The following is a 25703-nucleotide window of genomic DNA, read 5'->3' on the forward strand; positions in this document are numbered from 1 at the left end:
AAGAATTTTTTCTTTATAAATGATGTAGGAGGTAAAGATGGAGTACAATTTTGATGATTTCAAAGTACAGGGAACAAAATTTAATTATTATTTTGTATGCAAAAGAAAACTTTGGCTATTTTCTAAGGGAATAGCTATGGAAGAGGCCAATGATAGAGTACAGCAGGGAAAAATAACTCATGAGTATGCTTACAAAAATAAAGAAGATAAAAAGGAAAAGCTTATTGATGGGTTAATAAAAATAGATATCTTAGAAAAAGAAGATATAAGAGAAGTTAAGCTGTCAAGTAAAATGAAGGATTCAGATAGGATGCAATTATTATATTATCTTTATTACTTAAAACAGCTAGGAATAATCAAAAGAGGTACGCTTAATTATGTAAAAGAAAGAAGAGTTGAAGAAGTAGTTTTAACTATTCAGGATGAAGAGAAAATTGAAGAAGTTCTTAAAGAAATTAAAAATATTTTGAAGTTTAAATATCCGCCTAAGGTAGAAAAATTGACCTATTGTAAAAAGTGTGCTTATTATGAATATTGCTATGTAAAGGAGATAGATTAGATGGGTAAGGATTATTATATTTTTTCTAATGGAAGAATGAAAAGAAAAGAAAATACAATTTATTTTATTGACAGTGAAGAAAATAAAAAAGCTATACCAATTGAGGATATAGAACGATTGCATTTGTTTGGAGAGATAGATATTAATACAAAGTTATTAAATTATGTATCAAAATACAGTATTTTAATTAGTGTGTATAATTATTATGGATTTTATAGTGGTACTTACTATTCAAGAAAGAAAAATGTAGCAGGAGTTTTAATAGTCAATCAATCTAGAGCATATTTAGATGAAAATAAAAGATTAGAGATAGCTAAAGCATTTATAGATGCAGCATTTCACCATATGCTTAGAAATATTAGAAGACATAGTACTGTACCAAAAGAAATTATTGATTATATTATAAAAGAACGAGAAAATATGAATAATTCTAAATCTATAGAAGAATTAATGGGGGCAGAAGGAAGGGGACGCAAAAAATATTATGAATCATTTAATTATTTTTTAAAGAATGACTTTTATTTTAATAGTAGACAAAAAAGACCGCCTACAGATCTAATAAATGCATTGATCTCTTTCGGTAATTCAATGATGTATACAACAACCTTAGGAGAAATATACAAAACTCAATTAGATCCAACTATAAGTTATCTGCATGAACCTTCTACAAAGAGGTTTTCATTAAGTCTTGATATATCTGAGGTATTTAAACCTCTTATTATTGATAGTATTATATTTACTCTTATAAATAAAAATATGATAACAGTAAAAGATTTTATTATAGAGGAAGGCTTATGTTATCTAAATGAAAATGGTAAAAAGAAATTTATTAGAGAATATGAAAATAAGCTTTCTACAACTATAAAGCATAGATCTTTAAATAGAAAGGTGTCATACAGAACCTTAATTAAGCTTGAATGCTATAAGTTGATAAAATCAGTAATTGAAGATGAAAGGTATAATGCTCTTAAGGCATGGTGGTAATTATATGTTTGTTGTGGTAACCTATGATGTAGGAGAAAAAAGGGTAAATAGAGTAAGAAAAAAATTGAAAATGTATTTAACATGGACACAAAATTCTGTTTTTGAAGGAGAAATAACAGAAGCGAAATTGAAAAAGTGTCTAGCAGAGCTTGATGCAATGCTTATTAAATGTGAAGACTCTTTATATATTTATAGAGTGAAAAACAGTAATAATATTAAGAAGGATATTCTAGGTGAACTTAAAAATTATGATGATTTATTTGTATGATTAGTTACAAAATTATATAGAAGTATGAGCTTTGCAGTAAATCATAAAAAAGATAGAATGAGTTTAAAGCGGCATAATAGGAGGATTCTAAGAGCTTTTTAAGTAATATTTTAAAATATTACTGGAGATCTACTGCATATAAGGATTAAAACGTGTATAATAGACGTTAAGAAATGGCTATTTTAGGTGGTTTTTTTGTTTAATTTTTAGGGTTTTAGATTAACTATAAGGAATGTAAATTTGCTAAGTATTGAGTGAACGGGGAACCCCATGTCCCGTTTTAGATTAACTATAAGGAATGTAAATGTAGTTGAGATAGTAGGTATTTCTATTGTCTTTGCTCGTTTTAGATTAACTATAAGGAATGTAAATTTATTATTTGGAATGGATAAGGTAGATATAACAAAGGTTTTAGATTAACTATAAGGAATGTAAATAAGGTAAGACTTATATAGTAGGTAGACGTATATTTAGTTTTAGATTAACTATAAGGAATGTAAATATATCAATGGTATTAGGATAATTCTCTTTAGCAACCTGTTTTAGATTAACTATAAGGAATGTAAATTGGCCTAAGAAGGTTCCAGATATACCTAATTCTCCGGTTTTAGATTAACTATAAGGAATGTAAATGAAGCAACAAAAGAAGCTTATGCAAACATAGCCAAGTTTTAGATTAACTATAAGGAATGTAAATCAGGAAGTACAGCTAATACATATGTAATAACTTTAAGTTTTAGATTAACTATAAGGAATGTAAATTCAAGATTTACATACATATGGTTATAACCATATTCAGTTTTAGATTAACTATAAGGAATGTAAATTGTAAACTAATTTTAAGACTATATTCTATTTGCTATAGTTTTAGATTAACTATAAGGAATGTAAATATTGGATTTTCATTAAACTCTAGTTCTTCGCATTCAGGTTTTAGATTAACTATAAGGAATGTAAATATTGTACTTGATTGTTTAACATTCTTATTTGGTCAACGTTTTAGATTAACTATAAGGAATGTAAATGAAAATTCATACTCACAATCATATTCTGTACCATCTGTTTTAGATTAACTATAAGGAATGTAAATAAAACGTCGCTAAGGCTAGAACTCCAACTACTAAATAGTTTTAGATTAACTATAAGGAATGTAAATTTTAGCCACGTAATCTGAGTTGCGAGTATCTATAGGTTTTAGATTAACTATAAGGAATGTAAATTAAGTACCAATAGATGTTATATAAGACAATTTACTAAGTTTTAGATTAACTATAAGGAATGTAAATCGAATTAAATAATGCAACTGATTAGCATTATAAATTGTTTTAGATTAACTATAAGGAATGTAAATCTTGTAAGAATAGTTGTTATTACAAGTTCCCACCGCGTTTTAGATTAACTATAAGGAATGTAAATATAGCTCCGGTTTTGCAACGTGATTCAGATGCTTATGAGTTTTAGATTAACTATAAGGAATGTAAATCCAGTAATGACAAGACAGCAAGTATTGAATTGGTATAGTTTTAGATTAACTATAAGGAATGTAAATTAAGTTCCCTTTAAAACCCAGGAATTGCTAGATAACTGTTTTAGATTAACTATAAGGAATGTAAATACAAGTCTCACAAGTTCTGATCCTTCTTTTGTCTTCAGTTTTAGATTAACTATAAGGAATGTAAATTAGTGGAGGTAATCCCTTGACTGTCCCGACGGGCTTAGTTTTAGATTAACTATAAGGAATGTAAATGAAGCTATGGAAGATATTTTAGGCAAAAAAACTTATGTTTTAGATTAACTATAAGGAATGTAAATATATTAGTTATTTTTTCTTTTTCGTGAACTACAAAGAGTTTTAGATTAACTATAAGGAATGTAAATGAGCAATCACTGAACTAATTACAGTATATAAGGATTAGTTTTAGATTAACTATAAGGAATGTAAATTAGGATGAATTAATGCCATATAAATTTGTTTAGCACGTTTTAGATTAACTATAAGGAATGTAAATCAATTACTAGACCTATTGGGTTAGCTAACATTGCTAGTTTTAGATTAACTATAAGGAATGTAAATGAGCACCTGCAATTAATAGATGTGCATATTGATTTAGGTTTTAGATTAACTATAAGGAATGTAAATGTTGGATAGGTACATAACTTTCATCTAAATAATCCATGTTTTAGATTAACTATAAGGAATGTAAATATTAAAGAGGTAGCTAATTATTATATTACCAAAACGTTTTAGATTAACTATAAGGAATGTAAATGATAAAACAGAGTTGCCAGCATGGTTTTAGATTAACTATGAGGAATGTAAATGTTGGTATAGGGATTATCGCAACTTTCACAGGTATTAGTTTTAGATTAACTATAAGGAGTGCAAAAACTTGAAGATTAAAGAAGAGCCGGAGATTGTTTTTATTGACTACCTTGATAAAAAATTAGTCTTATCTAATAAGTGTCAACAATGTAGGTACTAATGACATTTTTTATTCCTATAGTTTTGATATTAGTATGGGATTGAAAGAAGTAAATATAGCAGGTTCAAGACAAGCTTTCCACTATAGGAGTATGTAATCACAAGAAAAAGCTGTTGGAGAATATCCAACAGCTCTATATTAGCCAAATCACTAACTAATATCTTAAAAAATTTAGTTCCACTACCAACTTAATACTAGATAAACATGTTCAATACCAAAATACAGATTAATCCTGTTATCGACAAAATGGTTGATAGTAAAGTCCAGGTTGAGAATGTTTCCTTCAAGCTTAAACCAAAGTATTCTTTAACCATCCAGAAGCCTGCATCGTTTACATGGGAGGCTACAGCACTTCCACATCCAGTCGCAAGTGTTACTAAAGCCAAATTAACATGGCCATAGTTAGCAAGTATTGGAATAACTAAACCTGATGTTGACAATGCTGCCACAGTTGCAGAACCTAAGGAAATACGTAAGATTGCTGCAACTATCCATGCAAGTAGTATAGGTGATATAGAGCTTCCGTTGAATAATGTAGCAATATATTTACCAACGCCGCCATCGATTAGCACTTGTTTAAAAGCACCACCACCACCAATAATTAAAAGCATCATTCCAATTGACGCAGCTGCTGATGAACAAGAAGCTCCCACTTGTTTAATTGGAATTTTTCTTCCTATTCCCATTGTATAAACTGCAACCATTAAGGATATAAGCATTGCTGTATCTGGATTACCAATAAAGTCAATAAAGGTGAAAAATCCATTACCTTTAATTCCTGCTGTCTTTTGTGCCATTGAAACTATTGTTGCAACCATCATCAAAATAACAGGAAACATTGCTGTTATTAAACTGATTCCAAAACTAGGCGTTTCTTCCATTTTAAATGTTTTTTGTTCACCTAAAGATTCAATATTGCCAGCTTTTTCAAAGGCGCTTGGTATGATTTTTTTAGCAACCTTAGTAAATAATAGGCCTGATACAATAATACATGGGATTGATACAAGAATACCGTATAATAAAACCGTTCCAATATCTGCCTTATATGCTGAAGCTATTACTGTTGGTCCTGGATGTGGAGGTAGGAAACCATGTGTTACTAATAAAGCAGAAAGCATAGGAATACCTAAGTACATTGGGGAAACTTTTAATTCTTTTGCAATAGAGAATATAATTGGAATTAACAAAACCAATCCCACTTCAAAGAACATTGCAATACCAACAACAAATGAAGCAATTACAACAGCCAATTGAATTCGTTTTTCACCAAACTTGTTAATCAAAGTCATAGCAATACAATGTGCTCCACCTGAATCAGCAACTAATTTACCGATCATGGCACCAAGACCAAATATTACAGCGATATGGCCAAGAGTTCCACCTATACCAGATTCAATTGTTGTAACAATTTTTCCAGCGGGTATGCCCAAGCCTAAAGCTACAGCAAATGAAACAAGTAACAATGCAATAAATGTATTTAATTTAAATTTAGAAATTAATATAATTAACAACACTACCCCTAGTGCTACCATTAATAATGGCATAACATTCACCCCTAATCTCTTTATTTTTTGGTTATGTTAGATGAAATTGTGGATTTTGAAAAGTAAATTGAAAGTATTACTGAATTAATCTAATGATTTAATGTTCCGCACCCACAATATTATCTAACAGAGTCTATTTTTCTTACAATAACTAATTATTCTTTAGACAATGCTTTCTTACCGGCTTCAAGTACTTCAATAATTTTATCTACATCATATACGCTTCCACCCCAAGTTCCGCCACTTACGGATTGAAGTGCTGCCCATAATCTTGTATCATCTGGAAGACTTGAATTAGGTTTAAGATCTGAATGAGGTTCACGGTCTTCTAAGAATTTAGCTGCTTCTTCATAAGAAAGCATGTTATTCTCAGTTCCAATGAAATTAATTGAACCCTCAAGTTTATTAGTATCAACTATGATTTCAATAATATCTCCCTCTCTTAATTTTCCAATAGGACCTCCTTCTAATGCTTCAGGCCCTACATGTCCAAAACAAGCACCTGTAGAAACACCAGAAAAACGTGCATCTGTAATTAGAGAAACATGCTTACCAAAAGGTAATTTTTTTAAAGCAGAAGTTAACTGGTATGTCTCTTCCATTCCTGTTCCTAGTGGGCCGCCACCCATTACGATCATTATGTCACCAGCTTTAATGCTTCCACTATCCTTAAGGGCTTTAATAGCTGCCTTTTCAGATGTGAAAACTTTAGCTTTTCCAGTATGTCTAAATACTCCGTCAGCATCTATAACTGATGGGTCAATAGCTGTTGATTTTACTACTGAGCCTTCAGGAGCAATGTTTCCTAGAGGGAAAGTTACCGTTGATGTTAAGCCTCTTTCTTTTGCCTGGCTTGGGGTCATGATAATTTCATCAGGATTAATTCCATCAATTTCAACTAGACGTTTTCTGCACTGAGCACGTCTTTCGGATTTTTCCCACCAATCAAGATTAGCTCCAAGTGTTTCTCCTGTAACAGTAAGAACATCTTCATGTAGCAAGCCAAGTTTTCTTAAATGAAGCATAACCTCTGGAACTCCACCTGCTAAGAATGCGCTGACTGTTGGATAGTTAACTGGTCCAATAGGAAGAACACTTACTAAACGAGGTACCTTTTTATTAATTCTTGCCCAGTCTTCCACAGTAGGAATTTTACAATTAGCAGCATGTGCAATTGCTGGTAGATGAAGAAGCAAGTTTGTTGAGCCTCCAAAAGCAGCGTGAATCATCATGGCATTCTCGATTGCCTTATCTGTAATAATATCTTTAGTGGTTATTCCGTTGCTGGTCATATCTAAAACAGCTTGAGCTGATTGTCTAGCAATTTCTTTCCATATTGGCTGACCAGAAGGTGCTAAAGCAGAGTGAGGTAATGCTAGTCCTAATGCTTCAGCAATAACTTGAGAAGTACCAGCTGTACCTAAGAATTGACATCCTCCACCAGCAGAAGCACAAGCATTACATCCCACACGACAAGCATCTTCTAATGAGAGTTCATTATTAGCAAATCTAACGCCAATAGTTTGAACAGTTCCTGCATCTTCGCCTTCTATAGGTTGAAGTGTTGCACCACCAGGAACAATTATAGTTGGCAGATCATGCATAGATGCCAGTGACATCATCATGGCAGGCAGACCTTTATCACATGAAGCCACTCCCATTACTGCACGACGTGTTGGTAATGAACGAATTAAGCGGCGAAATACTACTGCTGCATCATTACGATAAGGTAGAGAGTCAAACATTCCAGTTGTACCCTGACTACGGCCGTCACATGGATCTGTTACGTATGCAGCGTAAGGAACGCCACCAAGTTTTTTGATTTCTTCAGCTGCTTCGCTCATTTGCACTCCTAATTCAAAGTGACCTGTATGTAATCCTACGGCAATTGGAGTACCATCATTATTACGAATTCCTCCTTGAGTGCTAAGTATTAATACTTCGCCACCTAGGAGTGTAGATGGTTCCCATCCCATACCAGCATTTAAAGTCATTCCAAATATATTGCCGCTAGGTGAATTTTTTAACAATTCTGGGGTAAGAGGAAGAGAACCTTTTGGTCCTTCCGCATGAGTATGAATTTCATATAAAGATTTTTCTTCTTCTCCATAAATTGATTTTAATGTCATAATTAAACCTTCCCTTCTATAATTTTAAGAAAGTACAACAGATTATTTTGAGATTATATGATCCATCTCTTCCATAAGCTTTTTAATTGAATTGATTTGGTTCTCATCAGCCTGTAGAAGAGGAGTTTTGCAGTAGTCTTTAATATCTAGACCTTTTAGCATCATTGATTTTTTTAGAACTGGAATAAAACATTTGCTAATTTCATATATGTCTGATAACTTATCAATATAATTCTGAATTTCAGCTGCTTTTTCCATATTTTTTTCATTAACTGCTTTTGCCCAATCTACACAAATTTCTGGATAAACATTGGAAATTGCACTGATGCATCCACTGCCTCCAGCGAGTACATTATGGACAAAATTTTCATCAAAGCCTGAAAGTACTTCAAACTCAGGAAACTCATTTTTTATAGTTTGAATTAATTTTCTAGTATGTGCCATTGAGGATACTGTATCTTTATAACCAACAATGTTACTATGCTTTCTTAATAAATTAAGTGTTAATTCTGGTGATATATCATGTCCAGTTCTGTCTGGGAAGTTATATAAATAAATATTACCTTTTACAGATTCGGCTACTTTTCCAAAATAGAATTCCAAACTTTCATCTGTTAGACTAAAATAGTATGGGCTAACAATGATAACTCCATCTGCTCCAGCATCAATGGCATAATTGGAAAGTTCAATTGTATCTTCTACTGTCATACAGCCTGTCCCAATAATAACCTTTGTTCTCTTATTTACATGGGAAACAACAAGATCAATTAATTCCTTCTTTTGTTCAGTAGACATGGCATAGAATTCACCTGTGCTGCCCATAACAACTAGTCCATCTATACCAGCGTTAATGAGGTAGTCATAAACATTTTTATTTGCCTGGACATCTAAGTTTCCATCAGCATCAAATGCAGTAATAACAGGTGTTAAAAATTTAGCTTTTTTCATATGTGATCTCTCCTCGTAATTAGATTAAATTTAAAGTTTGATTTGCAATTGTTTACATTAATTTGAAACAAAAAGTTAAGTTAATAACTTATCAATTCTAACAAAATAATCGAAACTTTTATATATTTGAATGATGAGTTAGAATTTTTAGTGCTGCTATAATAACTTAAAAGATTATTACCTCCTTTTGTTCTTATATACGAATCGCATTTGTTTATACGAATCTTATACTTAAATATTATCATATTTTTTTGCCATGTCAAGGTAAAATTTAGGTGATTTTGTGAAAATCAAATAAAATTATGATATTTTTTTAACTATTCTTAAATTAAAATAAATTTCTCTTATTTCAATTGGAATGTTTTTATACATGTATAAATGGATATTGAATATTGTGAGTAAGATATCTATAATTATTACTATATAATAATGTTTTAGAAAAATTTGAATGGCAGGTGTAAGTATGGGACATAAACCAACGGAAAGGGTATTAAATATATTAAATCTTTTATCAATTAATCCTAAAGGGCTAACTTTAACGGAGATTTCTGAAGCAATTGATGTGCCTAAAAGTACTCTTTTTCCTATTATGCAGACAATGTTAGAACGTAACTTTGTTTCTCTTGAAAAAAACTCTCTAAAATATTCAATCGGGATTTCTGCTTTTTGTATTGGGGCATCCTATCCGCGAGATAAATATATGTTAGACTTTATACAAAAAATAATGAAGGACATTGTCACTAATATCGATGAAACCTGTCAGATGGGTATTCTTGAAGGGAATAATGTGTTTTATATAGTGAAAGAAGATCCTATAAAAGATATGCATTTTCGCCTTATTTCCCATGCAGGGAAGAGACTACCTGCTTACTGTACAGCTTTAGGAAAAGCTTTATTAAGCGAATATAGTATTGAAGAAATAAAAGCGCTTTATCCTGATGGCTTAAAAGCGGTTACGAAAAATACTATAACGGACTTTGCTGTTCTAGAAGAGCAATTAAAAAACATTAGACAAACTCATGTGGCAACAGAAGTTGAGGAAGTAACAGAATTTTTACGCTGCTATGCCGTTCCCTTGACCTCAAAAGGAAAAACCACTGCAGCTATTAGTATCAGTATTCCAACCTTCCGAGCTACTGAGGAAAAAAACAAGCTGGCAATTGAATTATTATTAAAAGCAAAAGAACAAATTGATGCTGTTGATTTGGATTAAGTTAGAGGTGTTATAACTATGGATTTTTCAGAACGAACAAAATATGCATTAGCTTATTCTATCAAGGTGTTAATCAGCAATTAACAATCCTATTGAAAACGACACAAAGGACTGCTCGCTAAGCAGTCCTTTTAAACTGTATTATGTTATTAGTTTAGAAAAGAGTGTTTACCATAGGATATGCACTCTTTCAGTGTCTTTACCTCAGATTGACAGTAAGGATTAAAAGTATAGTATATTTGTATATAGCTTAATCTGTGTTATCCCATTATGTTTTCTGATAACTGTGAAAGCATTTGTTTGTTCGAGGATTATATAGTTTATATGCTCAGCGGTAGTAGACAGATTGACTATTCGATGACAAGTAGAACTATGGCTTTTGACATAAACGCTTTACAATGGAATGAAGAAATCTTAGAGTATGCAGGTATGGCGGTAGAGAAGCAGGCAGCAGTGATACCAGCAAAAAGGCCGAAGATGCATATACAGATCCGGATTTAGCAGAAAAGTTTGTTAAGGAAACAGGCATTGATGCATTAGCAGCATCTTTTGCTACTGCGCATGGATTCTACAAAGTAAAACCAAAGCTGGATTTTGACAGAATTGAAAAGATCAATTTAGAAAAACTTATTATTAGAAGTGAAAATGGAAACTTGAATGTTGCTCCTTTAAGCAAAGAAGATCATTTATAATAATTTACAATTTTTCAAGTTATGACATCCGCAGCAGTTTGAACTGTGGACAGTAATTTAGAAAAATAATGAGAAATGAAACAGATACATTTTGATATGGACCTTGAAACATACCTAAAGGTAGAAGAGGCCATATATGATAAGGTGTGTTATTATTCATTGAACTTTTATACAGCTGATATTGATAACTAACAATTATGTAATTATCATATCAGCTGCTATTTATTATATGTCTATCAGTATGTTGTTTTTATGCAACTACTAGTTTTTATATTCCTTAATAACCTCAGCCAAACGCTTAATTCCTTCAACAATCCTTTCATCTGGCATATTTGAGTAGTTTAATCTGAAGGCATTTTTGTAATTTCCATTTGGAAAGAAAGATTGTCCAGATACAAATACTACATTATTTTCTAAGGCTTTAACAAAAAGTTCTGAAGCATCAACATTATCAGGAAGCTGTACCCATATAAATAATCCACCATCAGGTAAAGTGTATTTTATATTCTCAGGAAATTCTTCCTTAATACACTTTATCATTAGTTCTCTTCTATGCCTATATACTTCTCTGATTTTTTCTATATGTGCTTCAATATCAAATAGTTCCATATATTTAGCTGTTATCATTTGAGCAAATATGTCACTGTGTAAATCTATATTTTGTTTAAAAGGTACATATTTATCAATAAATTCTTTATCAGCACATATCCAGCCAAGTCTTAAGCCTGGAGCGAAAATCTTTGAAAAAGTACTTAGGTAAATTACTCTACCTTCTGTATCAAAGTGCTTTACAGGTGGAAGTTTTTCTCCCGCAAATCTTACCTCTCCATAAGGATTATCTTCTATTATAACTATATTGTATTGGTTTGCTAGTTCTACTAATTTTTTTCTTCTGCTTAAACTCATAGTTCTTCCCGTTGGGTTTTGGAAATCTGGTATGGTATAAATAAATTTTGCATTAGGATTATCTATAAGTGTCTTTTCAAGTTCTTCCATAATCATGCCTTCTTCATCCATAGCAACTTCCTGAAATTTAGGCATATATGCTTTAAAGGCATTAATTGCTGCAAGATAGGTTGGACTTTCACATATTATAGTGTCTCCTTCATCGATAAATAACTTACCTGACAGATCTAAGGCCTGTTGAGAACCTGTAGTAACTATTACATTATCTATAGAAGCTTCTATACCTAAGTTTTTCATTCTTCCGCAAATAGCTTCTCTTAAAGGTACATATCCTTCAGTTGTGCTGTATTGAAGAGCTGATTGTCCCTTGTCGTTTAAAACCTCTATACAGGCTTTTTTTATTTCTTCTATAGGAAATAGTTCTGGTGCGGGGAGCCCACCAGCAAAAGATATTACTTCTGGTCTTTCTGTAACCTTTAAAATTTCCCGTACTTCGGAAGGTTTAAGGTTTTGGGTTCTTTTAGCAAATTTATTATTCATAGTTAACACGTCCTTTAATAAAATATTTTTAGTTACTATACTATAGGCTTTTTTAAGCTTTGCTTATAATCAGATAAAGGGTCAATTTCACTTGCTGATTCCTCAACAGCCTCTAGCAGTTTATCTATTCCATAGCATATATTTTTAGTATTTTCAAAAGTAAAGTTTAATCTAATATAATTATTACCATCAGTTTCTTCAGGATAAAATACATTTCCTGGAGTATACACAATGCCTTTATGAGAGGATTTTAATAATAACTGTGGTTGCAGAATTCCATCCGGGATTTTGCACCAAATATAATAGCCACCTCTTGGAATTTCAAAGCTTATTCCTGAGTTTTTCTTCTTTTTAAGTGCTTTAACCATAACATTTCTCTTATGTTCGTACTCTCTGCATATGGATTTAATATGATCTTCATAAAGCCCTTCCCGTAAAAAACTATCTAGTATATACTGGGAGGGAACATTGGTATGAAGATCTGTCATTTGTTTTATAATAGAAAATTTTTTTATTACTGGAGAAGGAGCAACTATCCAACCTACTCTCATGCCTGAAAACAAAATCTTTGAAAAGGTAGATAGGTATATAACATATCCATATTGATCCAGGGACTTTAATGAAGGTATTGGATTCCCTTCATACCTAAGTTCTCCGTAAGGATCATCCTCAATGATAGGTACTTGATATTTGTATGCTAATTCTAATAATTTATACCGTCTTTCTAAACTCATAAGTGTTCCACTTGGATTTTGAAAAGTAGGGATTGTATATATGAACTTTGGCTTATATTTATTGAGCAGTATTTCTAATATATCTGTTTTAATACCCTCTTCATCCATTGGTACTCCAATAACCTTTGCTCCTGCTAGCTTAAATGATTGTAGGGCACCCATAAATGTAGGTTCTTCTACAATAACTACATCTCTAGGAGTTATGAAGGTTCTTGCTATAAAATCCATTCCCTGCATTGAGCCTGAAAGGATCATTATTTCTTTAGGTGAACTTGATATATGCCTAAGCTTCATTAATTGGCTTATACTATCTCGCAGAGGATAATAGCCCTCCACAGCACTGTAATTGAGCATATCCTTTCCACATTTCTTGTATAAGTTTTCTTGCAATCTATGGATGGTATCCACAGGATATAACTCTGGGTCAGCTATTCCTCCAGAAAAGTATATTGTATTTTTACATTCTATCATATCAATAATATCTATAATGGTGTGATCATTTGCAGGAGCAATATTTGAATCAAAAAATTGATACCAAGATAAAGGTAGAGTATGTTTTTCATTATTTAAGAGTTGATTATAATTTTCTATAATAACTTTAGTACCTTTACCCATATGAGAATCTAATAATCCCAAAGTCTTCAATTCCTCATAAGCTTTAATTACTGTACTTCTACTTACACCAAGCTCTTCTGCAAGTTTACGTTCCGAGGGAAGAGAAAAACTCTTAGGTAATGTTCCAGCATAAATCATTTCACGTATTTCATTTTTTATTTGGATATAAATTGGAGTAGATATAGTTTTATTTATAGATATGCGCATTTTAATCACTCTCTCTCTAAAACGTTCAAAGGACTGGTACCATATATATATAATATCACTTTATCTTTATATTAAAACTACCAATTGGAATATTCCTTTATAGTCCAATGAATTTTTTTATGCATCTTTACAAGAATTCTTTCATAGTTAAAAAGTAAAACAGTATGGATTATTACTGTGCTCGATAGTGTAGTTACAAAAAGTGGGTAAGGGGCAATATTTGAATACTTCAAAAAATATAAATTAGCTCATATGGCTAATACCTATTATAGAGTTTCTAAGCTTATTTTAATTAATACAATTATTATAAGAATTCAGGATGAAAATTTCTGAATTCTTTTGGTGTACAATTTATTTGCTTTCTGAATTTTTCAATGTAATAACTGACACTTCCAAAGCCAACTTCCTCTGCAATTTCTGTTATTGGCAAATCGCTGTTTCTGAGCAGCAGAGTACTTTGGTTGATACGGTATGAAATTAAATATTCAAAGGGAGTCTGCCCAGTCATACGTTTAAAGAATCTGCTGCATTCAGCACGGCTTAAATTTACATTTTTAGCTATATCATCAAGAGTGACATTCTCTTTATAGTTTTCTTGTATATAAGACAGCATTTTTTAATACGCTGATCTTCAATAAAAGCATATGAACTGGTTTCTCTATCCCAGCATTTAATATTGACAATCATCAATAATTATATGTTTATAGGTTAAGAAATCATAGAGAAAGATAGAATGAAAGAACTTAACCTAAATAATGTAATCCATTGAATTTGTGCTGAACTACATGAAGAAAAATAAGGAGGAAATTATAATGGTTAAAGAAGTAATTTCAACAAAAAATGCACCTGGAGCTATAGGCCCATATTCTCAAGCTATTAAAAAGGGTAAAAATATTTTTGTTTCAGGTCAACTTCCAGTAAATCCTCAAACCGGAGAAATTCCAGAGGATATAAAAGAACAGACAAAACAATTCTTGAATAATGTAAAAGCAATATTAGAGGCAGCTGGAGCTTCCTTAGAAGATGTTGTAAAGACTACAGTATTTTTAAAGGATTTATCAAATTTCTCTGAAGTTAACGAAATATATGGAGAATTTTTTACAGAAAATTATCCTGCTAGATGCTGTGTTGAGGTATCCAAGTTACCTAAGGATGCAGGTGTAGAAATAGAAGTCATGGCAATTTTAGAATAGAATATTTTATTTAGGAGGTTAAAGTCCTAAATGGACTTTAACGGGTAATCTGCAAGTGGGAACGAGAAGATTACCCAGTGTTTCGAGGGAAAGGAGAAACAAAAATGAGAGATTTAACAGAAATTAAATATATTATAAATGAAAATGCAAGAAAAACAGATACTGAGAAAGCCTCTGTAGAATTTATTAATAGTGAAGTAGTTGAAAAGGTAAGAAATTTTCATAAAAGTTTTCCAGAGTATAAGGTAACTCCACTTCAAAGCTTAGATGAATTGTCTAAAAAATTAGTAGTTGGAAAATATATGGGTTAAAGATGAATCTTATAGATTTGGACTTAATGCTTTTAAAGTATTAGGTGGTTCCTATGCTGTTGGTAAATATCTAGCAGAAAAATTAGAGGTAGATATTTCAGAACTTTCTTTTGAAAAACTAAGAAGTGAAGAAGTGAAAGAGAAACTTGGAGATATTACTTTTGTAACAGCAACTGACGGAAATCATGGAAGAGGAATAGCTTGGGCTGCAAATCAGCTTGGACAAAAGTCAGTAGTGTTTATGCCAAAAGGGTCTTCAGAAATAAGATTAAACAATAATAAGAAAAGAAGGAGCAGAAGCTTCTATAACTTATTTAAACTATGATGATGCGGTAAGATTAGCTAATAAATATGCAGATGAACATAATGGAGTAATGATACAGGATAGTGCTTGGGAAGGTTATGAAGAAATTCCAACTTGGATTATGCAGGGATATGTTACCCTTGTTGATGAAGCACTAGATCAGATAAAGGCTAAGGGAAAAGATATGCCTACTCATGTATTTCTTCAAGCAGGTGTTGGTTCTTTTGCTGGAATTGTACAAGGATACTTTGCATCTAAATTTGGACAAGATAGACCAATAACTGCTATAGTTGAGCCAAATGAAGCAGCTTGTATATATAAATCTGCTAAAACAAATGATGGAAAGCCTCATGCAGTAACAGGCTTTATGCCAACTATAATGGCAGGACTTGCTTGCGGAGAGCCTAGTACTGTTGGTTGGAAAGTTTTAAGAGATTATTCAGATATGTATATATCCTGTCCGGATTATGTAACAGCAAGAGCAATGAGAATACTTGGTAATCCATTAAAAGGTGATCCTAAAGTTATATCTGGAGGATCGGGTGCAGTGGGACTAGGAATTTTAAGCCTAATTTTAGAAGAAAATGGCTTCAAGGAAATAGCTGGAAAATTAAATATAAATAAAGACTCAAGAATACTTATTATAAGCACAGAGGGAGATACAGATCCTGATAACTATAGAAAAGTAGTATGGGATGGGGCATATCATTCTGAAAGGGGAAACAAAAATGATTAGTAAATTAAATACATCAATTAATTTTGATGAGAACATCGTTAAACTGGTAGAGGAAGTTGCTAGTCAACATGGACTTTTTGAACGTTTTCCAATGGATGAGATTTATGGTATGCACAATAGGCCAGGTATGCCTGCAGGTTAAATTTCAACTCGTGTAGGTGGAATTATGGGAAGTGAGGATAACTTTGTTATCTGTATTAAGGGACAAGGCTCACATGCTTCAAGTCCCCATATGGGTAAAGATCCGATAGTTATTGGTTCTGAAATTGTTCTTGCTCTACAAACTATTATATCCCGTAATATGGACCCAAGTGTTCCTGCTGTAATTTCCTGCACTGAATTTATTACAGATGGGATTCACAATGCCATTCCAACAAATGTAGTGATTAAAGGGGATACTAGCCTTTGTTGCCATCATAAAATCCTTTCTTAGCCATTATGTAGGTGGATATAAGGTAATGCGTGACATAATATTAGAGTCTAGCAGAGCCCGTGGAAAAGAACTAAACGAAAAAACAGTTAAGACAATGATAATTATTTTTGTAATATTAACATGCTGGTATACTGCTTATGCAAATCCAAGTATTCTTGGAATCATAGAAAGCGTCAGCGGACCTACGGGTGCTGTTATTTTATTGATTTTACCAATGTATGCTATCCGTAAAGTTGCTGTTTTAGCTAAATATAGGGGAAAAATGAGCAATGTATTTGTCACTGTTGTGGGAGTGATTACTGTCTTAGCAGTTTTCTCTGGAGTATTTTAGGGTGCTCCTATAGAATCAAATCTACGAAATTAATTTGCATGAAATTAAAAATTAATTTTTTGGTATAAGGAGTGCGGAAAAACAAGATTCTGGATATATGATGGGAGTAATGGAGAGGTTTATGGATACTCTTCAGACAAGATATGAGAAAGGCGGGGACATAAAAGGAACAAAACTACCTAAGATTTTAGATAAAACCTTAGGTGGTTTTATGCGTTAGGATTTAATAATTTTAGCTGTCCATACTGATATACCCATGAACAATGTAAAGAGTGCTAGTTTAACTGATGAACAGTGGTATAAGATTTCCAAAGCAGCTAGCTTTCTATATATCCTACTTTTGATAAAATAAAAAGAGCTTGGATAAATCCAAACTCTTAATTAGTATTCAGTATTTATTTGAAAAACTATAATATTGTTAAACCTGTTCAAGACCAGTTCCATCTAATTTAATTCTTAATATTTCATTGCCGCCAGTATCAAAGTATATCCAACCAGGTACGGTCCATAAATATCTAGCAACATGATCGGTAAGTTTTGTATTATCAGAGCCATCTGGTTTTACTCTATATAATATAGGGCATAGTTATCACTTGGTTTTCTATAATATATATCCATTGTTATAGGACACAGATAATCCGTTTATAACATTACCAAGGTAATCTTCCTCTCTTGTTGTTAACTTTTCTATAGTTTCATCTGGGATTACTCCAGCGCCTCCAAGTACAACAATATTTTTTGTTGTAGAATTTAGCTTAGTAAGACTATAAAGAAAAACTTTCGTTTTGCTGTTAGGTGTTTTAGGAGTGAGTACTATAAAAGAAGAATTTTTAGCTGCAACAGCAGCTCCAGATAGAGCATCAGGGAAATCCTCACCACTAGCTAACACTAGATTTTTAGACTCTTTCCAACTAGAATTTATTAATTGAAGCTGGGAAGTGCTACAGAAATCAGTAACCCAATTCTTGCTTCTGTCATAATATATGTATGAAAGCTTAAAATATAAAGGAGTCGTTATGTATAATTGTTATTTTAGAGCTTATACAATGAATTCCAATATTGTGTTTTCTATAATAGGTGATGTGAATGGAGATAGAATACCTGATTATGTGTTTCTAACTGGAATAAGTACACCTGGGAGTCCCTTTATTCAAAACATAACCCTTGTAGTTCGGGATGGAAGAACAGGCAGAATTACAAGGGTACCGCTAAGTGAAAATGCTGGATATAACCCCAGGGTATTTCTAGGTGATTTTAATGGGGACGGCGTAAATGACATCTTAGTTAGTATTGATTCCGGAGGAAGTGGTGCGATAATGTATCACTACATTTATTCTTTTATTAATAATATACCGCAGTTAATATTTGACTTCAATGAATATAATGAGGAGTACAAGTACGATATCATTTATAAAGATAACTATAAGGTTGAAGCTGTTAGCAGGATAAATAATGAAAAATATATCATAGATATATCCCTTAAGGGAGATGAGTATCTAAGTGAAATATATGATGAAAATGGAAAACTGAAGGAACCTATTATAGGGTTTGTAAATCCATTAAGCGGATTGTATCCTGTAGATTTTGATTCCAATGGAGTATACGAATTATTGGCTTATCAAAAAATAGCGGGCAGATATAATGCGGATTCTTTAGGATATTTTTTGAATACTTTAAAATGGGACAATAACAGGTTTGTTTTATACAATCAGAATGTAGCTATTTGGGGAGCTGACAAAATGAAGTGAAACTTGAATCAGATGGAAATTTTGCCTGAAAAGTAAGAGTAGGTTAGCTTTTTTATAATTGCTACAATGTTGATCTTTCAACATTGTAGCAACTTGAAATGAAACTAATAAAATATAATAAGTACATTAGATGTACACAAGAAATAAAGGGAAGGGATAACAAAAAATGAGGGTAAAAGTTAAATGATGAGAGTAATAAAGCTAAGAATGAAGGAATGGAGGTTGTTAACAATCTTCAAAGTGTAGTTATAGAAAATAATAAAGTGGCAGAGAAAGTAGGTATGAAAGTATCTGAGCTTGGCGCAAAATCTGAAAAAATAAGTATGATTACTCAAACTATAAGGGGTATAACATCTCAGGTTAACTTGTTATCTTTAAATGCTTCAATTGAAGCTGCAAGAGCTGGTGAAGCTGGTAAAGGTTTTGCAGTAGTAGCAGCTGAAATTAAAAAACTAGCTGATGATACAGCTAAATCCACTGTAGAGATTGAAAATATAGTCTGTGAGTTTAAGGAAATTATTTTGGGTACTAATAAAGAAATGATAGTAGCCAAAGAGGTAATTAATGCTACAAGCAGAATGAGCAAAGAAACAGGTATAGCTTTCTCAAGTATAGATACAGCTGTATCAACTATAATTAAAAAAATAGATATGCTAGTTGATGGTATAAATAGAATTAATAAAAACAAACAAGAAACAACTAGGGCAATTGAAGATATATCAGCGGTTTCAGAACAATCAGCTTCAACTACAGAAGAAATATATCCTCTTCGATACAAGAACAGGCCGCTAGTATAGAGCAAATAGCAAATTCAGCAGAAAATCTTCATAGTATTGCTAATGAACTTAAATCGGTAGTAAGCAAATTTAAGTCATAGAAAAATAGATGAAACTCATCACATTTTATTTACACTCCAGTATACACCACTACTTCCTTACTCCTACTATATATGACTCGTCCTTTGTATGGTAATGTTATAGCGAAAATAAGATTACGTAAAGGGGACGTGAAATTTTGAAAAAAATATTTAGTTTGGTTGTTGCTGTGTGTATTATGGTGGTACTTCATCTACGGCATATGCCGAAAGTAACTATAATGGATATGGATTCGCTGATGCCCTTAGTGTTTCAAGTGTTGCTGCTTTAAAAGGATATCCTATATTAATGACAAGTGCATCAACTTTACCGGATGAAACCAAAAATATTCTTTCAACTGTGCAACCTAGCCAAGTATATGTTATATAGGATATGTAAATAATTATGCAGTATCACTGATTCTATAAAAGATGCTTTTGACTCTATGGATTTAGGAAAACTTGAGGAAAAATTGAGTGAATTAGAAAGCTATAATGCTGAATATATGAATGATATTGAGCAGCTTCCAAATGCTGAAGCTAATATTATGAAATTAACCAGCAGATTAACAAAAATAAAAAATAGCATGCAATAATGATTTACCCCTATGTTTTTAATTTGAGCATAGGGGTTTTATATCATTTATTTAAACCTGTTCAAGACCAGTTCCATCTAATTTAATTCTTAATATTTCATTGCCGCCAGTATCAAAGTATATCCAACCAGGTACGGTCCATAAATATCTAGCAACATGATCGGTAAGTTTTGTATTATCAGAGCCATCTGGTTTTACTCTATATAGGGCATAGTTATCACTTAGTTTTCTATAATATATATATCCATTGTTATAGGACACAGATAATCCGTTTACAACATTACCAAGGTAATCTTCCTCTCTTGTTGTTAACTTTTCTATAGTTTCATCTGGAATTACTCCAGCACCTCCAAGTACAACAATATTTTTTGTTGAAGAATTTAACTTAGCAAGACTGTAAAGGATATGTTTACATTTACAGAGTTGGTTGGAATGTTAGCACAGGCTCACTTGTAGCTAATATCAGTATAGCCTGTGTTTTGTTGATTGTTGGTGTCTTTATATATAAAGAGAGTAATTCATTCCATCAGATTTTGGGAATGACTTTATGTACTATTGGTCTATTGCTAGTAACTAAATAGTTATTTATTTATCAGGTATTAAACAAATAACTTTTGTGCCGCAGTTTGAATAAATGACAACGTAACTATTGAAAGTGGAAAGTACGAATAATGTTCTTTGAAAATACAATAATGCAGTGTTAAAAAAGTCTATTTTATATAGTTAAAATGTTGTAGTGCTATTTCTAAGGGGGATTTGGAAAAGTATTCAGCAGTTATTCACTAAAAAGAAAAAATTACTACAGGTAAAAAAATTCCTATAGTAATTTCTAAATGAGTTTTCATTTAATTTATTCTATTGAACACAATTTTTTGTATTTACTAAATTCTTAAAAGTTATTTACTAAGTATTAATTTTGATTTTTCTATTACATCATTTTGCTTTTCCAAAGATGGCATTATATCTGGAGTGATTTTTAATCCTTCGCCATACATTTCAATGGCAAAACTAATAGGACATGACTCACCTTCGCCGCAGACTAAGCAAGGAATTGAACCTCTTGATACTATAACTTCTATATCTGTAACACCATGATATATTTCAAAGAAGGTTTTGAGATTTGTAATAGCTGTATTTTCATGTTCTCCACCTGAAACAATTATTAATATTACTTTTTTTAGATTTAGTTTTATACCTTTATGTCTTAAAGAAAACCATCTTTCTAAAAAGCTATGAGTTAAAGCATTAATACCAAAAGCAGCACCATAATACGTAGGAACTCCAAGAATTAATATTTCAGCTTCCTTTACTTTGCTTTCAACTGAGTTCCAATCATCTTGAACAGTACAATGATTGGTTTTTATACAACTGAAGCATCCTTTACATGGACCAATATTCAATTCTCTTAAGGAAATAAATTCAGTATCTGTATATTTACTGTTTTCTAGTACAGTTTTGACTAAAGTGTCAACTTTACTTTTACCTGTGGGGTCACCACTAATACCTAACACTCTCATTTCAATCAACCTCCATAAATATTTTTTTTCAAACAAGTATGTACATTATAATTTATTTTTTTATTAAGATATGTAAAATACTTTACAATATAGTAATATTTCATTAAGAAAAAATACTGAGATTGGAAAGTTACTATTTATATTACAAAAAACCGCAAGTTGTTTGAATTAGCAGAAAGTATTTAATATAATATTAATTGAAAATAAATTCCTGTAAACTGAAATAATAATAGCTAGGTGGTGCCAATGTGAAAAAAAAAATTAAATGTATGAAAGATTTAGATTTATTTAAGCCGCTAAATGATATCGAGAAACAAAAAGTTGTTAAGCTTGCCCATAGTAGGCATTTTTCAAAAGGAGAAATAATTTTTAATGAAGGAGAGCCTGCAGATGCAATATACCTTCTTAGGTCAGGCAAAATATTGCTTTTTAAGATTTCTAGAGAAGGAAAAGAGATTTCATTAGATATATTAAATGAAGGCGACATATTAGGAGAAAATACAATTTTTGATGATATAGATCATACGTTTAGTGCTAGAGCATTAGAAGAAACCTTTATTTGTAGCTGCCAGAAAGTTGATTTTCCCAAACTTCTTAGTAATCCTGAAATTTCTATTAAAATAATTAAATCATTAACAGATAAATTAAATACTTATACTGATTCAATGGCTAATATAGCTCTTTGTGATGTAAAAAATAGAATTATGAATACTCTTATTCGGCTAAGTAAAAAATATGGAGTTGAAACTCCTAGTGGAATACAATTGAAGATATTATTAACTCATGAGGATATAGCTCATCTTGTTAATGCATCAAGAGTAATGGTGACAAATATGATAAAAGAATTAAAAAATGAGGGGAAAATTACTATTATAAATAGATATTATGTTATAAGAGAAGAGTATCAAATTAATTTAAAGATAAAAGAATTTTAAAATAGTTAATCTTGCAATATTTTTTCACAAATTATATTTTAAATCAGTTATTATTCACCACTTTACAAGTAATTTAAGTTACCAAAAAATACAACGTACCAAATACCTCTTAATTATCAATACTAATATTGAGCAAACCAGCACTGATTAGGAGGTATCTAGTACTATGATTAGTATTGACGAAAAATCAACAATTAAAACAATAGAAAATTATTTAAGTAAATATCGCTCCATCTTCAATAAGCGGAGCTTTCATATATTTATTTTACTTGTTACTGCTATGCTTTCAACTCAAGAAGTTCGTTCTATAAAATTTTTATATGACAATTTTATCAAAAAGTATTGGAATAAAGTTCTTAATAGCTTTTATTATTTTTTATCCTATACAAACTTCTCGATAGAGAGCTTAATGTTTGCAACAGTAAAAATAGCAATCTCACTTATTCCCGAAGAGCTTAAGTCTACTATAACTATATTCTTAATTATAGATGACACACTTCAAGCTAAATTTGGAGATAAGTTTGATTGTTACGGTAAGCTTTTTGACCATACAAAGCATGATGGCACCTCTTTCTTAAATGGACATTGCTTTGTATCATTGGTTATAAGCATCCCTATACTCTTTTGTGGTAAAATCAAATACCTTACATTGCCAGTTGGATATAAACTCTATGATAAGAGTGAAACCAAACTTGAAATAGCTGGTAAGATGATACAAAACATTATGCTGTTACTATTAGATTACCAAGTTATAGTGTTATGCGATAGTTGGTACACTAAAAGACCTTTTCTAAATATGTTCAGAAATTATACCAATCTTTCTATCATAGGGGCAGTCCGTTCTGATACCAGCATATATGATTTATGTCCAGAACCTACTGGAAAAAGAGGACGCCCAAGAAAGAAAGGTTTAAAACTTAATATTAGAGATTTTGACTACACTAAAGAGGATGACTACTATATTGCAACTAAAAAGGTTTTAACAAATTTGTTTAATGAACCTGTTATAGTAACAGTAACAACTACAGATGTAGATAAATTCTCATCTGTAAGAGTTTATATTTGCTCCATAGAGCCATCAGATATACAAATTTTTAAAAACTATACTGTAGATGAATGTAAAGCTGATAAAGAAAGACCAACTCTTATTCCATTTTTTGCATATAAATTCAGATGGAATATAGAAGTGTTTTTCTATCAACATAAATTCTTTTGGTCTTTTGGTAACTACATGGTACGAAATAAAAAGGCAATAGAAAATTATACTAATTTACTGGCTATCGCCTATAGCTTTGTAGTAATATTGCCTTTTATTCATAAGTCTTTTTCTAAATATAAATTTCAAAGTCCTCAAGAAATTAAAAATGCTATCTCTTACCAAATATCAAAAGAATTAATATTAAGCACTTTCGTGCAAAAGATACAAAAGAGCAATATTAATCAAGAAGCTTTAGAGGCAATTAATTCCTTAATATATTTAGATGAGGTTAGTTAATTTTCTTGTAAAGTGGTGTTATTATTTATAGATAAATGAAAAAACGAATGATTTATAAAAACACTGCACTATTCAAATCTGAATTCTGTGGTGTTTTTGCGTCGCATTTCAAAAATAAGTACTAGCCATCAATATATTTAAATATAACGATAGCTAGTAAATCTCAATATAAATGCATATTTATATTGAGATTAGACTTATAGTTTCAAATGAAATGTTTTTAATACAACTACTAAAGATTAACTAGTAAATATGCTTTTAGTTGTTTAGTATTCAACTTATTTTGAATTTAAAGTCATCATTTTACTAATAAACCCAAATGTGTACCATGCCTTAGATTATAATGCGAATATCTTTAAAATTTGTGAGAGAAACGTTAAAATCTTATTATGATTTTCTAATGGAATTCTAATTAAAGAAATATTTACTTGCCCTGAAGTTCACTTCAGGGTTTATAATTATACATTACAAATACTTAAAGATAATACCTGTCAAAATACATTCATCAAAAAAGGAGGGGTCATATATGAATATAAAAGAAGCTGCACAGGTAACTGGTATTTCTATTGATAATCTTCGCTATTATGAAAGAATAGGTCTAATTCCTGGAGTTCCAAGAACTGCATCGGGGATCAGAGATTACGATGAAATGTCACTGCAATGGATAGAATTTGCCATGCGATTTAAAAGAGCAGGAATGCCGCTAGATTCAATTCGTGAATATATTCAATTGGCTTTAAAGGGCGAAGCAACAAAAGAGGCCAGGAGAGAAATTCTGTTAGAGACGAAAGAAAGCATGGAAGAAAAAATGAGAGAGATACAGGAAAGTTTGGATGTTATCAATTATAAGCTGGATACTTATGAATAGTAGAATCCCCTTCTTCGCACCATTCAAAAAACTGTTTGATATCCTTAAGTGGCATTCCCGTATTCTTTAAACATTCTATCATTTTCAGGCATTCAACATCGGTATCATCGGATAAAATCAGAAAAAAGGAGAAAAAAATATGGATAGAAAAGAACTAGAAAAGGTATCTGACTTTTTACTTGGAGACGAAAATACCGCGTATGCGCCTTATTTTATTGGAAAAAGCTATTTAAGTCTTTTGAATAGTAAGGAAGTGATTATTTGTAATGTTACATTTGAACCAGGATGTCGTAATAACTGGCACATCCATCATGGTGGTGGACAGATATTAATCTGTGTCGGTGGTCATGGATGGTATCAGGAGATGGGTAAAGAACCACAGCTTTTAAAGAGTGGAGATGTGGTATATATTGCTCCAAAAATCAAACATTGGCACGGTGCTGTAGCAGATGAAGCTTTTGCACATCTGTCCTTATCTGTTCCAGCAGAAGGTGCTTCCAATGAATGGTGTGAGCCAGTGACAGATGAAGAATATGAAAAATTAAAATAAGATTGTGTGGT

The 25703-nt window shown here is 31.5% G+C and carries 27 protein-coding genes, 4 pseudogenes and 1 CRISPR repeat array; of the genes and pseudogenes, 20 read left to right on the top strand and 11 right to left on the bottom strand.

All coding sequences use genetic code 11. The features are described from left to right. Nucleotides 1-37: 37 nt before the first annotated feature. From cas4 to cas2, 3 genes are read left to right on the top strand one after another with little or no spacing between them, the layout of a single operon-like run. A complete protein-coding gene (cas4, locus tag CLMAG_RS08080; protein WP_066620753.1) occupies nt 38-559 on the top strand; it encodes a CRISPR-associated protein Cas4 in 522 nt (173 codons plus the stop codon). Beyond that, on the top strand, nt 560-1543 hold the full coding sequence (gene cas1b / locus CLMAG_RS08085; RefSeq protein ID WP_066620756.1) for a type I-B CRISPR-associated endonuclease Cas1b: 984 nt from the start codon (nt 560-562) through the stop codon (nt 1541-1543). 4 nt (nt 1544-1547) lie between these two features. Continuing rightward, nucleotides 1548-1811 carry a CRISPR-associated endonuclease Cas2 gene (gene cas2 / locus CLMAG_RS08090; protein ID WP_066620759.1) on the top strand — a complete coding sequence of 88 codons (264 nt, stop codon included), beginning with the start codon at nt 1548-1550 and terminating at the stop codon, nt 1809-1811. Nucleotides 1812-2022: 211 nt separating this feature from the next. Then, a CRISPR array of direct repeats spans nt 2023-4199; the repeat unit is 29 nt; unit sequence GTTTTAGATTAACTATAAGGAATGTAAAT. A 289-nt stretch (nt 4200-4488) separates the two neighbouring features. On the opposite strand, the gene CLMAG_RS08095 is transcribed toward cas2, so the two are convergent. From CLMAG_RS08095 to CLMAG_RS08105, 3 genes are all read right to left on the bottom strand, one after another. Next, nucleotides 4489-5838 carry a gluconate:H+ symporter gene (locus CLMAG_RS08095; protein ID WP_066620764.1) on the bottom strand — a complete coding sequence of 450 codons (1350 nt, stop codon included), beginning with the start codon at nt 5836-5838 and terminating at the stop codon, nt 4489-4491. 155 nt (nt 5839-5993) lie between these two features. Next, nucleotides 5994-7967: a YjhG/YagF family D-xylonate dehydratase gene (locus tag CLMAG_RS08100; protein ID WP_066620767.1), complete on the bottom strand. Its 1974-nt coding sequence runs from the start codon at nt 7965-7967 to the stop codon at nt 5994-5996. Between the two features lie 42 nt (nt 7968-8009). Next, entirely contained in the window at nt 8010-8915 is a 906-nt protein-coding gene (locus CLMAG_RS08105; protein ID WP_066620782.1) for a dihydrodipicolinate synthase family protein, read from the bottom strand. A 448-nt stretch (nt 8916-9363) separates the two neighbouring features. Here CLMAG_RS08105 and CLMAG_RS08110 point away from each other — a divergent pair, with 448 nt between their 5' ends. The 3 genes and pseudogenes from CLMAG_RS08110 to CLMAG_RS34900 all read left to right on the top strand — a co-directional run. After that, a complete protein-coding gene (locus CLMAG_RS08110; protein WP_242872973.1) occupies nt 9364-10128 on the top strand; it encodes an IclR family transcriptional regulator in 765 nt (254 codons plus the stop codon). 270 nt (nt 10129-10398) lie between these two features. Further along, nucleotides 10399-10629 (top strand): FGGY family carbohydrate kinase, encoded by a 231-nt coding sequence (locus CLMAG_RS30640; RefSeq protein ID WP_073393267.1) that lies wholly within the window; start codon nt 10399-10401, stop codon nt 10627-10629. Continuing rightward, nucleotides 10623-10820: pseudogene (locus CLMAG_RS34900) on the top strand (class II fructose-bisphosphate aldolase); the annotation flags it as partial. The gene CLMAG_RS30640 and the pseudogene CLMAG_RS34900, both read left to right, overlap by 7 nt. 261 nt (nt 10821-11081) lie before the next feature. Here CLMAG_RS34900 and CLMAG_RS08115 read toward each other — a convergent pair. From CLMAG_RS08115 to CLMAG_RS08125, 3 genes are all read right to left on the bottom strand, one after another. Further along, nucleotides 11082-12266, bottom strand: a complete 1185-nt coding sequence (locus CLMAG_RS08115) for an aminotransferase-like domain-containing protein (RefSeq protein ID WP_066620788.1) — start codon at nt 12264-12266, stop codon at nt 11082-11084. A 35-nt stretch (nt 12267-12301) separates the two neighbouring features. Beyond that, nucleotides 12302-13822 carry a MocR-like pyridoxine biosynthesis transcription factor PdxR gene (gene pdxR / locus CLMAG_RS08120; protein ID WP_066620790.1) on the bottom strand — a complete coding sequence of 507 codons (1521 nt, stop codon included), beginning with the start codon at nt 13820-13822 and terminating at the stop codon, nt 12302-12304. Between the two features lie 304 nt (nt 13823-14126). Next, a complete protein-coding gene (locus tag CLMAG_RS08125; RefSeq protein ID WP_066620793.1) occupies nt 14127-14435 on the bottom strand; it encodes a helix-turn-helix transcriptional regulator in 309 nt (102 codons plus the stop codon). A gap of 199 nt (nt 14436-14634) precedes the next feature. On the opposite strand from CLMAG_RS08125, the gene CLMAG_RS08130 reads away from it, so the two are divergent. The 6 genes and pseudogenes from CLMAG_RS08130 to CLMAG_RS34215 all read left to right on the top strand — a co-directional run bounded on the left by CLMAG_RS08130 (nt 14635) and on the right by CLMAG_RS34215 (nt 17350). After that, on the top strand, nt 14635-15015 hold the full coding sequence (locus tag CLMAG_RS08130) for a RidA family protein (protein WP_066620796.1): 381 nt from the start codon (nt 14635-14637) through the stop codon (nt 15013-15015). Nucleotides 15016-15119: 104 nt separating this feature from the next. Beyond that, a pseudogene (gene dpaL, locus CLMAG_RS08135) lies at nt 15120-16366 on the top strand (diaminopropionate ammonia-lyase). Then, nucleotides 16359-16508: a hypothetical protein gene (locus CLMAG_RS33180; RefSeq protein WP_201787644.1), complete on the top strand. Its 150-nt coding sequence runs from the start codon at nt 16359-16361 to the stop codon at nt 16506-16508. Before dpaL ends, CLMAG_RS33180 begins: the two are co-directional and overlap by 8 nt. A gap of 24 nt (nt 16509-16532) precedes the next feature. Beyond that, complete coding sequence (locus CLMAG_RS08140) at nt 16533-16799, top strand: zinc-binding metallopeptidase family protein (protein WP_066620799.1); 267 nt, start codon at nt 16533-16535, stop codon at nt 16797-16799. Nucleotides 16800-16824: 25 nt separating this feature from the next. Then, complete coding sequence (locus CLMAG_RS08145; protein WP_066620802.1) at nt 16825-17130, top strand: hypothetical protein; 306 nt, start codon at nt 16825-16827, stop codon at nt 17128-17130. Between the two features lie 97 nt (nt 17131-17227). Next, entirely contained in the window at nt 17228-17350 is a 123-nt protein-coding gene (locus CLMAG_RS34215) for a hypothetical protein (RefSeq protein WP_278330016.1), read from the top strand. A gap of 198 nt (nt 17351-17548) precedes the next feature. On the opposite strand, the gene CLMAG_RS35170 is transcribed toward CLMAG_RS34215, so the two are convergent. Together CLMAG_RS35170 and CLMAG_RS08150 are read right to left on the bottom strand one after the other, a co-directional pair. Next, a complete protein-coding gene (locus CLMAG_RS35170; protein ID WP_479723205.1) occupies nt 17549-17707 on the bottom strand; it encodes a DUF5050 domain-containing protein in 159 nt (52 codons plus the stop codon). Between the two features lie 24 nt (nt 17708-17731). Beyond that, a complete protein-coding gene (locus CLMAG_RS08150; protein WP_082831848.1) occupies nt 17732-18148 on the bottom strand; it encodes a cell wall-binding repeat-containing protein in 417 nt (138 codons plus the stop codon). Between CLMAG_RS08150 and CLMAG_RS08155 the strand changes: the two genes are divergently transcribed. The 4 genes and pseudogenes from CLMAG_RS08155 to CLMAG_RS32330 all read left to right on the top strand — a co-directional run bounded on the left by CLMAG_RS08155 (nt 18147) and on the right by CLMAG_RS32330 (nt 20327). After that, nucleotides 18147-18878 (top strand): FG-GAP repeat domain-containing protein, encoded by a 732-nt coding sequence (locus tag CLMAG_RS08155; protein ID WP_066620808.1) that lies wholly within the window; start codon nt 18147-18149, stop codon nt 18876-18878. The two genes, CLMAG_RS08150 and CLMAG_RS08155, sit on opposite strands and share 2 nt — an antisense overlap. A gap of 215 nt (nt 18879-19093) precedes the next feature. After that, on the top strand, nt 19094-19675 hold the full coding sequence (locus CLMAG_RS08160; RefSeq protein WP_066620815.1) for a methyl-accepting chemotaxis protein: 582 nt from the start codon (nt 19094-19096) through the stop codon (nt 19673-19675). Between the two features lie 297 nt (nt 19676-19972). Then, nucleotides 19973-20119, top strand: a pseudogene (locus CLMAG_RS08165) (cell wall-binding repeat-containing protein); the annotation flags it as partial. 58 nt (nt 20120-20177) lie between these two features. Then, on the top strand, nt 20178-20327 hold the full coding sequence (locus tag CLMAG_RS32330; RefSeq protein WP_161486944.1) for a hypothetical protein: 150 nt from the start codon (nt 20178-20180) through the stop codon (nt 20325-20327). A gap of 51 nt (nt 20328-20378) precedes the next feature. Here CLMAG_RS32330 and CLMAG_RS32335 read toward each other — a convergent pair whose 3' ends face one another. Continuing rightward, the gene (locus tag CLMAG_RS32335) at nt 20379-20732 is read right to left on the bottom strand and encodes a DUF5050 domain-containing protein (protein WP_082831849.1); all 354 of its coding nucleotides are present in this window, start codon (nt 20730-20732) and stop codon (nt 20379-20381) included. A gap of 491 nt (nt 20733-21223) precedes the next feature. Then, nucleotides 21224-21844, bottom strand: coding sequence for a flavodoxin family protein (locus tag CLMAG_RS08175; RefSeq protein ID WP_066620822.1), 621 nt, complete (start codon nt 21842-21844; stop codon nt 21224-21226). A gap of 248 nt (nt 21845-22092) precedes the next feature. On the opposite strand from CLMAG_RS08175, the gene CLMAG_RS08180 reads away from it, so the two are divergent. From CLMAG_RS08180 to CLMAG_RS08190, 3 genes are all read left to right on the top strand, one after another. Further along, nucleotides 22093-22779 (top strand): Crp/Fnr family transcriptional regulator, encoded by a 687-nt coding sequence (locus CLMAG_RS08180; protein WP_082831850.1) that lies wholly within the window; start codon nt 22093-22095, stop codon nt 22777-22779. 166 nt (nt 22780-22945) lie between these two features. Beyond that, nucleotides 22946-24274 carry an IS701 family transposase gene (locus tag CLMAG_RS08185; protein ID WP_082831782.1) on the top strand — a complete coding sequence of 443 codons (1329 nt, stop codon included), beginning with the start codon at nt 22946-22948 and terminating at the stop codon, nt 24272-24274. Between the two features lie 526 nt (nt 24275-24800). Continuing rightward, entirely contained in the window at nt 24801-25142 is a 342-nt protein-coding gene (locus tag CLMAG_RS08190) for a MerR family transcriptional regulator (protein ID WP_066620825.1), read from the top strand. On the opposite strand, the pseudogene CLMAG_RS30660 reads toward CLMAG_RS08190, so the two are convergent. Continuing rightward, nucleotides 25138-25251, bottom strand: a pseudogene (locus tag CLMAG_RS30660) (MerR family transcriptional regulator); the annotation flags it as partial. The gene CLMAG_RS08190 and the pseudogene CLMAG_RS30660 overlap by 5 nt on opposite strands. Nucleotides 25252-25281: 30 nt before the next feature. On the opposite strand from CLMAG_RS30660, the gene CLMAG_RS08195 reads away from it, so the two are divergent. Then, nucleotides 25282-25692: a cupin domain-containing protein gene (locus tag CLMAG_RS08195; protein WP_066620828.1), complete on the top strand. Its 411-nt coding sequence runs from the start codon at nt 25282-25284 to the stop codon at nt 25690-25692. Nucleotides 25693-25703: the final 11 nt, after the last annotated feature.

The organism is Clostridium magnum DSM 2767 (assembly GCF_001623875.1).
Taxonomy (GTDB): Bacteria; Bacillota; Clostridia; order Clostridiales; family Clostridiaceae; genus Clostridium_AM; species Clostridium_AM magnum.

Bases quoted from the DNA above. Each gene is read 5' to 3' on its own strand.
- CLMAG_RS08140 (WP_066620799.1), top strand. From the start codon at position 16,533: ATGGGAAGTGAGGATAACTTTGTTATCTGTATTAAGGGACAAGGCTCA.
- cas4 (WP_066620753.1), top strand. From the start codon at position 38: ATGGAGTACAATTTTGATGATTTCAAAGTACAGGGAACAAAATTTAAT.
- CLMAG_RS33180 (WP_201787644.1), top strand. From the start codon at position 16,359: ATGATTAGTAAATTAAATACATCAATTAATTTTGATGAGAACATCGTT.
- CLMAG_RS08160 (WP_066620815.1), top strand. From the start codon at position 19,094: ATGGAGGTTGTTAACAATCTTCAAAGTGTAGTTATAGAAAATAATAAA.
- CLMAG_RS08100 (WP_066620767.1), bottom strand. From the start codon at position 7,967: ATGACATTAAAATCAATTTATGGAGAAGAAGAAAAATCTTTATATGAA.
- CLMAG_RS08115 (WP_066620788.1), bottom strand. From the start codon at position 12,266: ATGAATAATAAATTTGCTAAAAGAACCCAAAACCTTAAACCTTCCGAA.
- CLMAG_RS08145 (WP_066620802.1), top strand. From the start codon at position 16,825: ATGCGTGACATAATATTAGAGTCTAGCAGAGCCCGTGGAAAAGAACTA.
- CLMAG_RS08110 (WP_242872973.1), top strand. From the start codon at position 9,364: ATGGCAGGTGTAAGTATGGGACATAAACCAACGGAAAGGGTATTAAAT.
- CLMAG_RS08175 (WP_066620822.1), bottom strand. From the start codon at position 21,844: ATGAGAGTGTTAGGTATTAGTGGTGACCCCACAGGTAAAAGTAAAGTT.
- cas1b (WP_066620756.1), top strand. From the start codon at position 560: ATGGGTAAGGATTATTATATTTTTTCTAATGGAAGAATGAAAAGAAAA.
- CLMAG_RS08125 (WP_066620793.1), bottom strand. From the start codon at position 14,435: ATGCTGTCTTATATACAAGAAAACTATAAAGAGAATGTCACTCTTGAT.
- CLMAG_RS08190 (WP_066620825.1), top strand. From the start codon at position 24,801: ATGAATATAAAAGAAGCTGCACAGGTAACTGGTATTTCTATTGATAAT.
- pdxR (WP_066620790.1), bottom strand. From the start codon at position 13,822: ATGCGCATATCTATAAATAAAACTATATCTACTCCAATTTATATCCAA.
- cas2 (WP_066620759.1), top strand. From the start codon at position 1,548: ATGTTTGTTGTGGTAACCTATGATGTAGGAGAAAAAAGGGTAAATAGA.
- CLMAG_RS08105 (WP_066620782.1), bottom strand. From the start codon at position 8,915: ATGAAAAAAGCTAAATTTTTAACACCTGTTATTACTGCATTTGATGCT.
- CLMAG_RS30640 (WP_073393267.1), top strand. From the start codon at position 10,399: ATGTTTTCTGATAACTGTGAAAGCATTTGTTTGTTCGAGGATTATATA.
- CLMAG_RS08130 (WP_066620796.1), top strand. From the start codon at position 14,635: ATGGTTAAAGAAGTAATTTCAACAAAAAATGCACCTGGAGCTATAGGC.
- CLMAG_RS08095 (WP_066620764.1), bottom strand. From the start codon at position 5,838: ATGCCATTATTAATGGTAGCACTAGGGGTAGTGTTGTTAATTATATTA.
- CLMAG_RS34215 (WP_278330016.1), top strand. From the start codon at position 17,228: ATGATGGGAGTAATGGAGAGGTTTATGGATACTCTTCAGACAAGATAT.
- CLMAG_RS08195 (WP_066620828.1), top strand. From the start codon at position 25,282: ATGGATAGAAAAGAACTAGAAAAGGTATCTGACTTTTTACTTGGAGAC.
- CLMAG_RS32330 (WP_161486944.1), top strand. From the start codon at position 20,178: ATGGATTTAGGAAAACTTGAGGAAAAATTGAGTGAATTAGAAAGCTAT.
- CLMAG_RS08155 (WP_066620808.1), top strand. From the start codon at position 18,147: ATGTATAATTGTTATTTTAGAGCTTATACAATGAATTCCAATATTGTG.
- CLMAG_RS08185 (WP_082831782.1), top strand. From the start codon at position 22,946: ATGATTAGTATTGACGAAAAATCAACAATTAAAACAATAGAAAATTAT.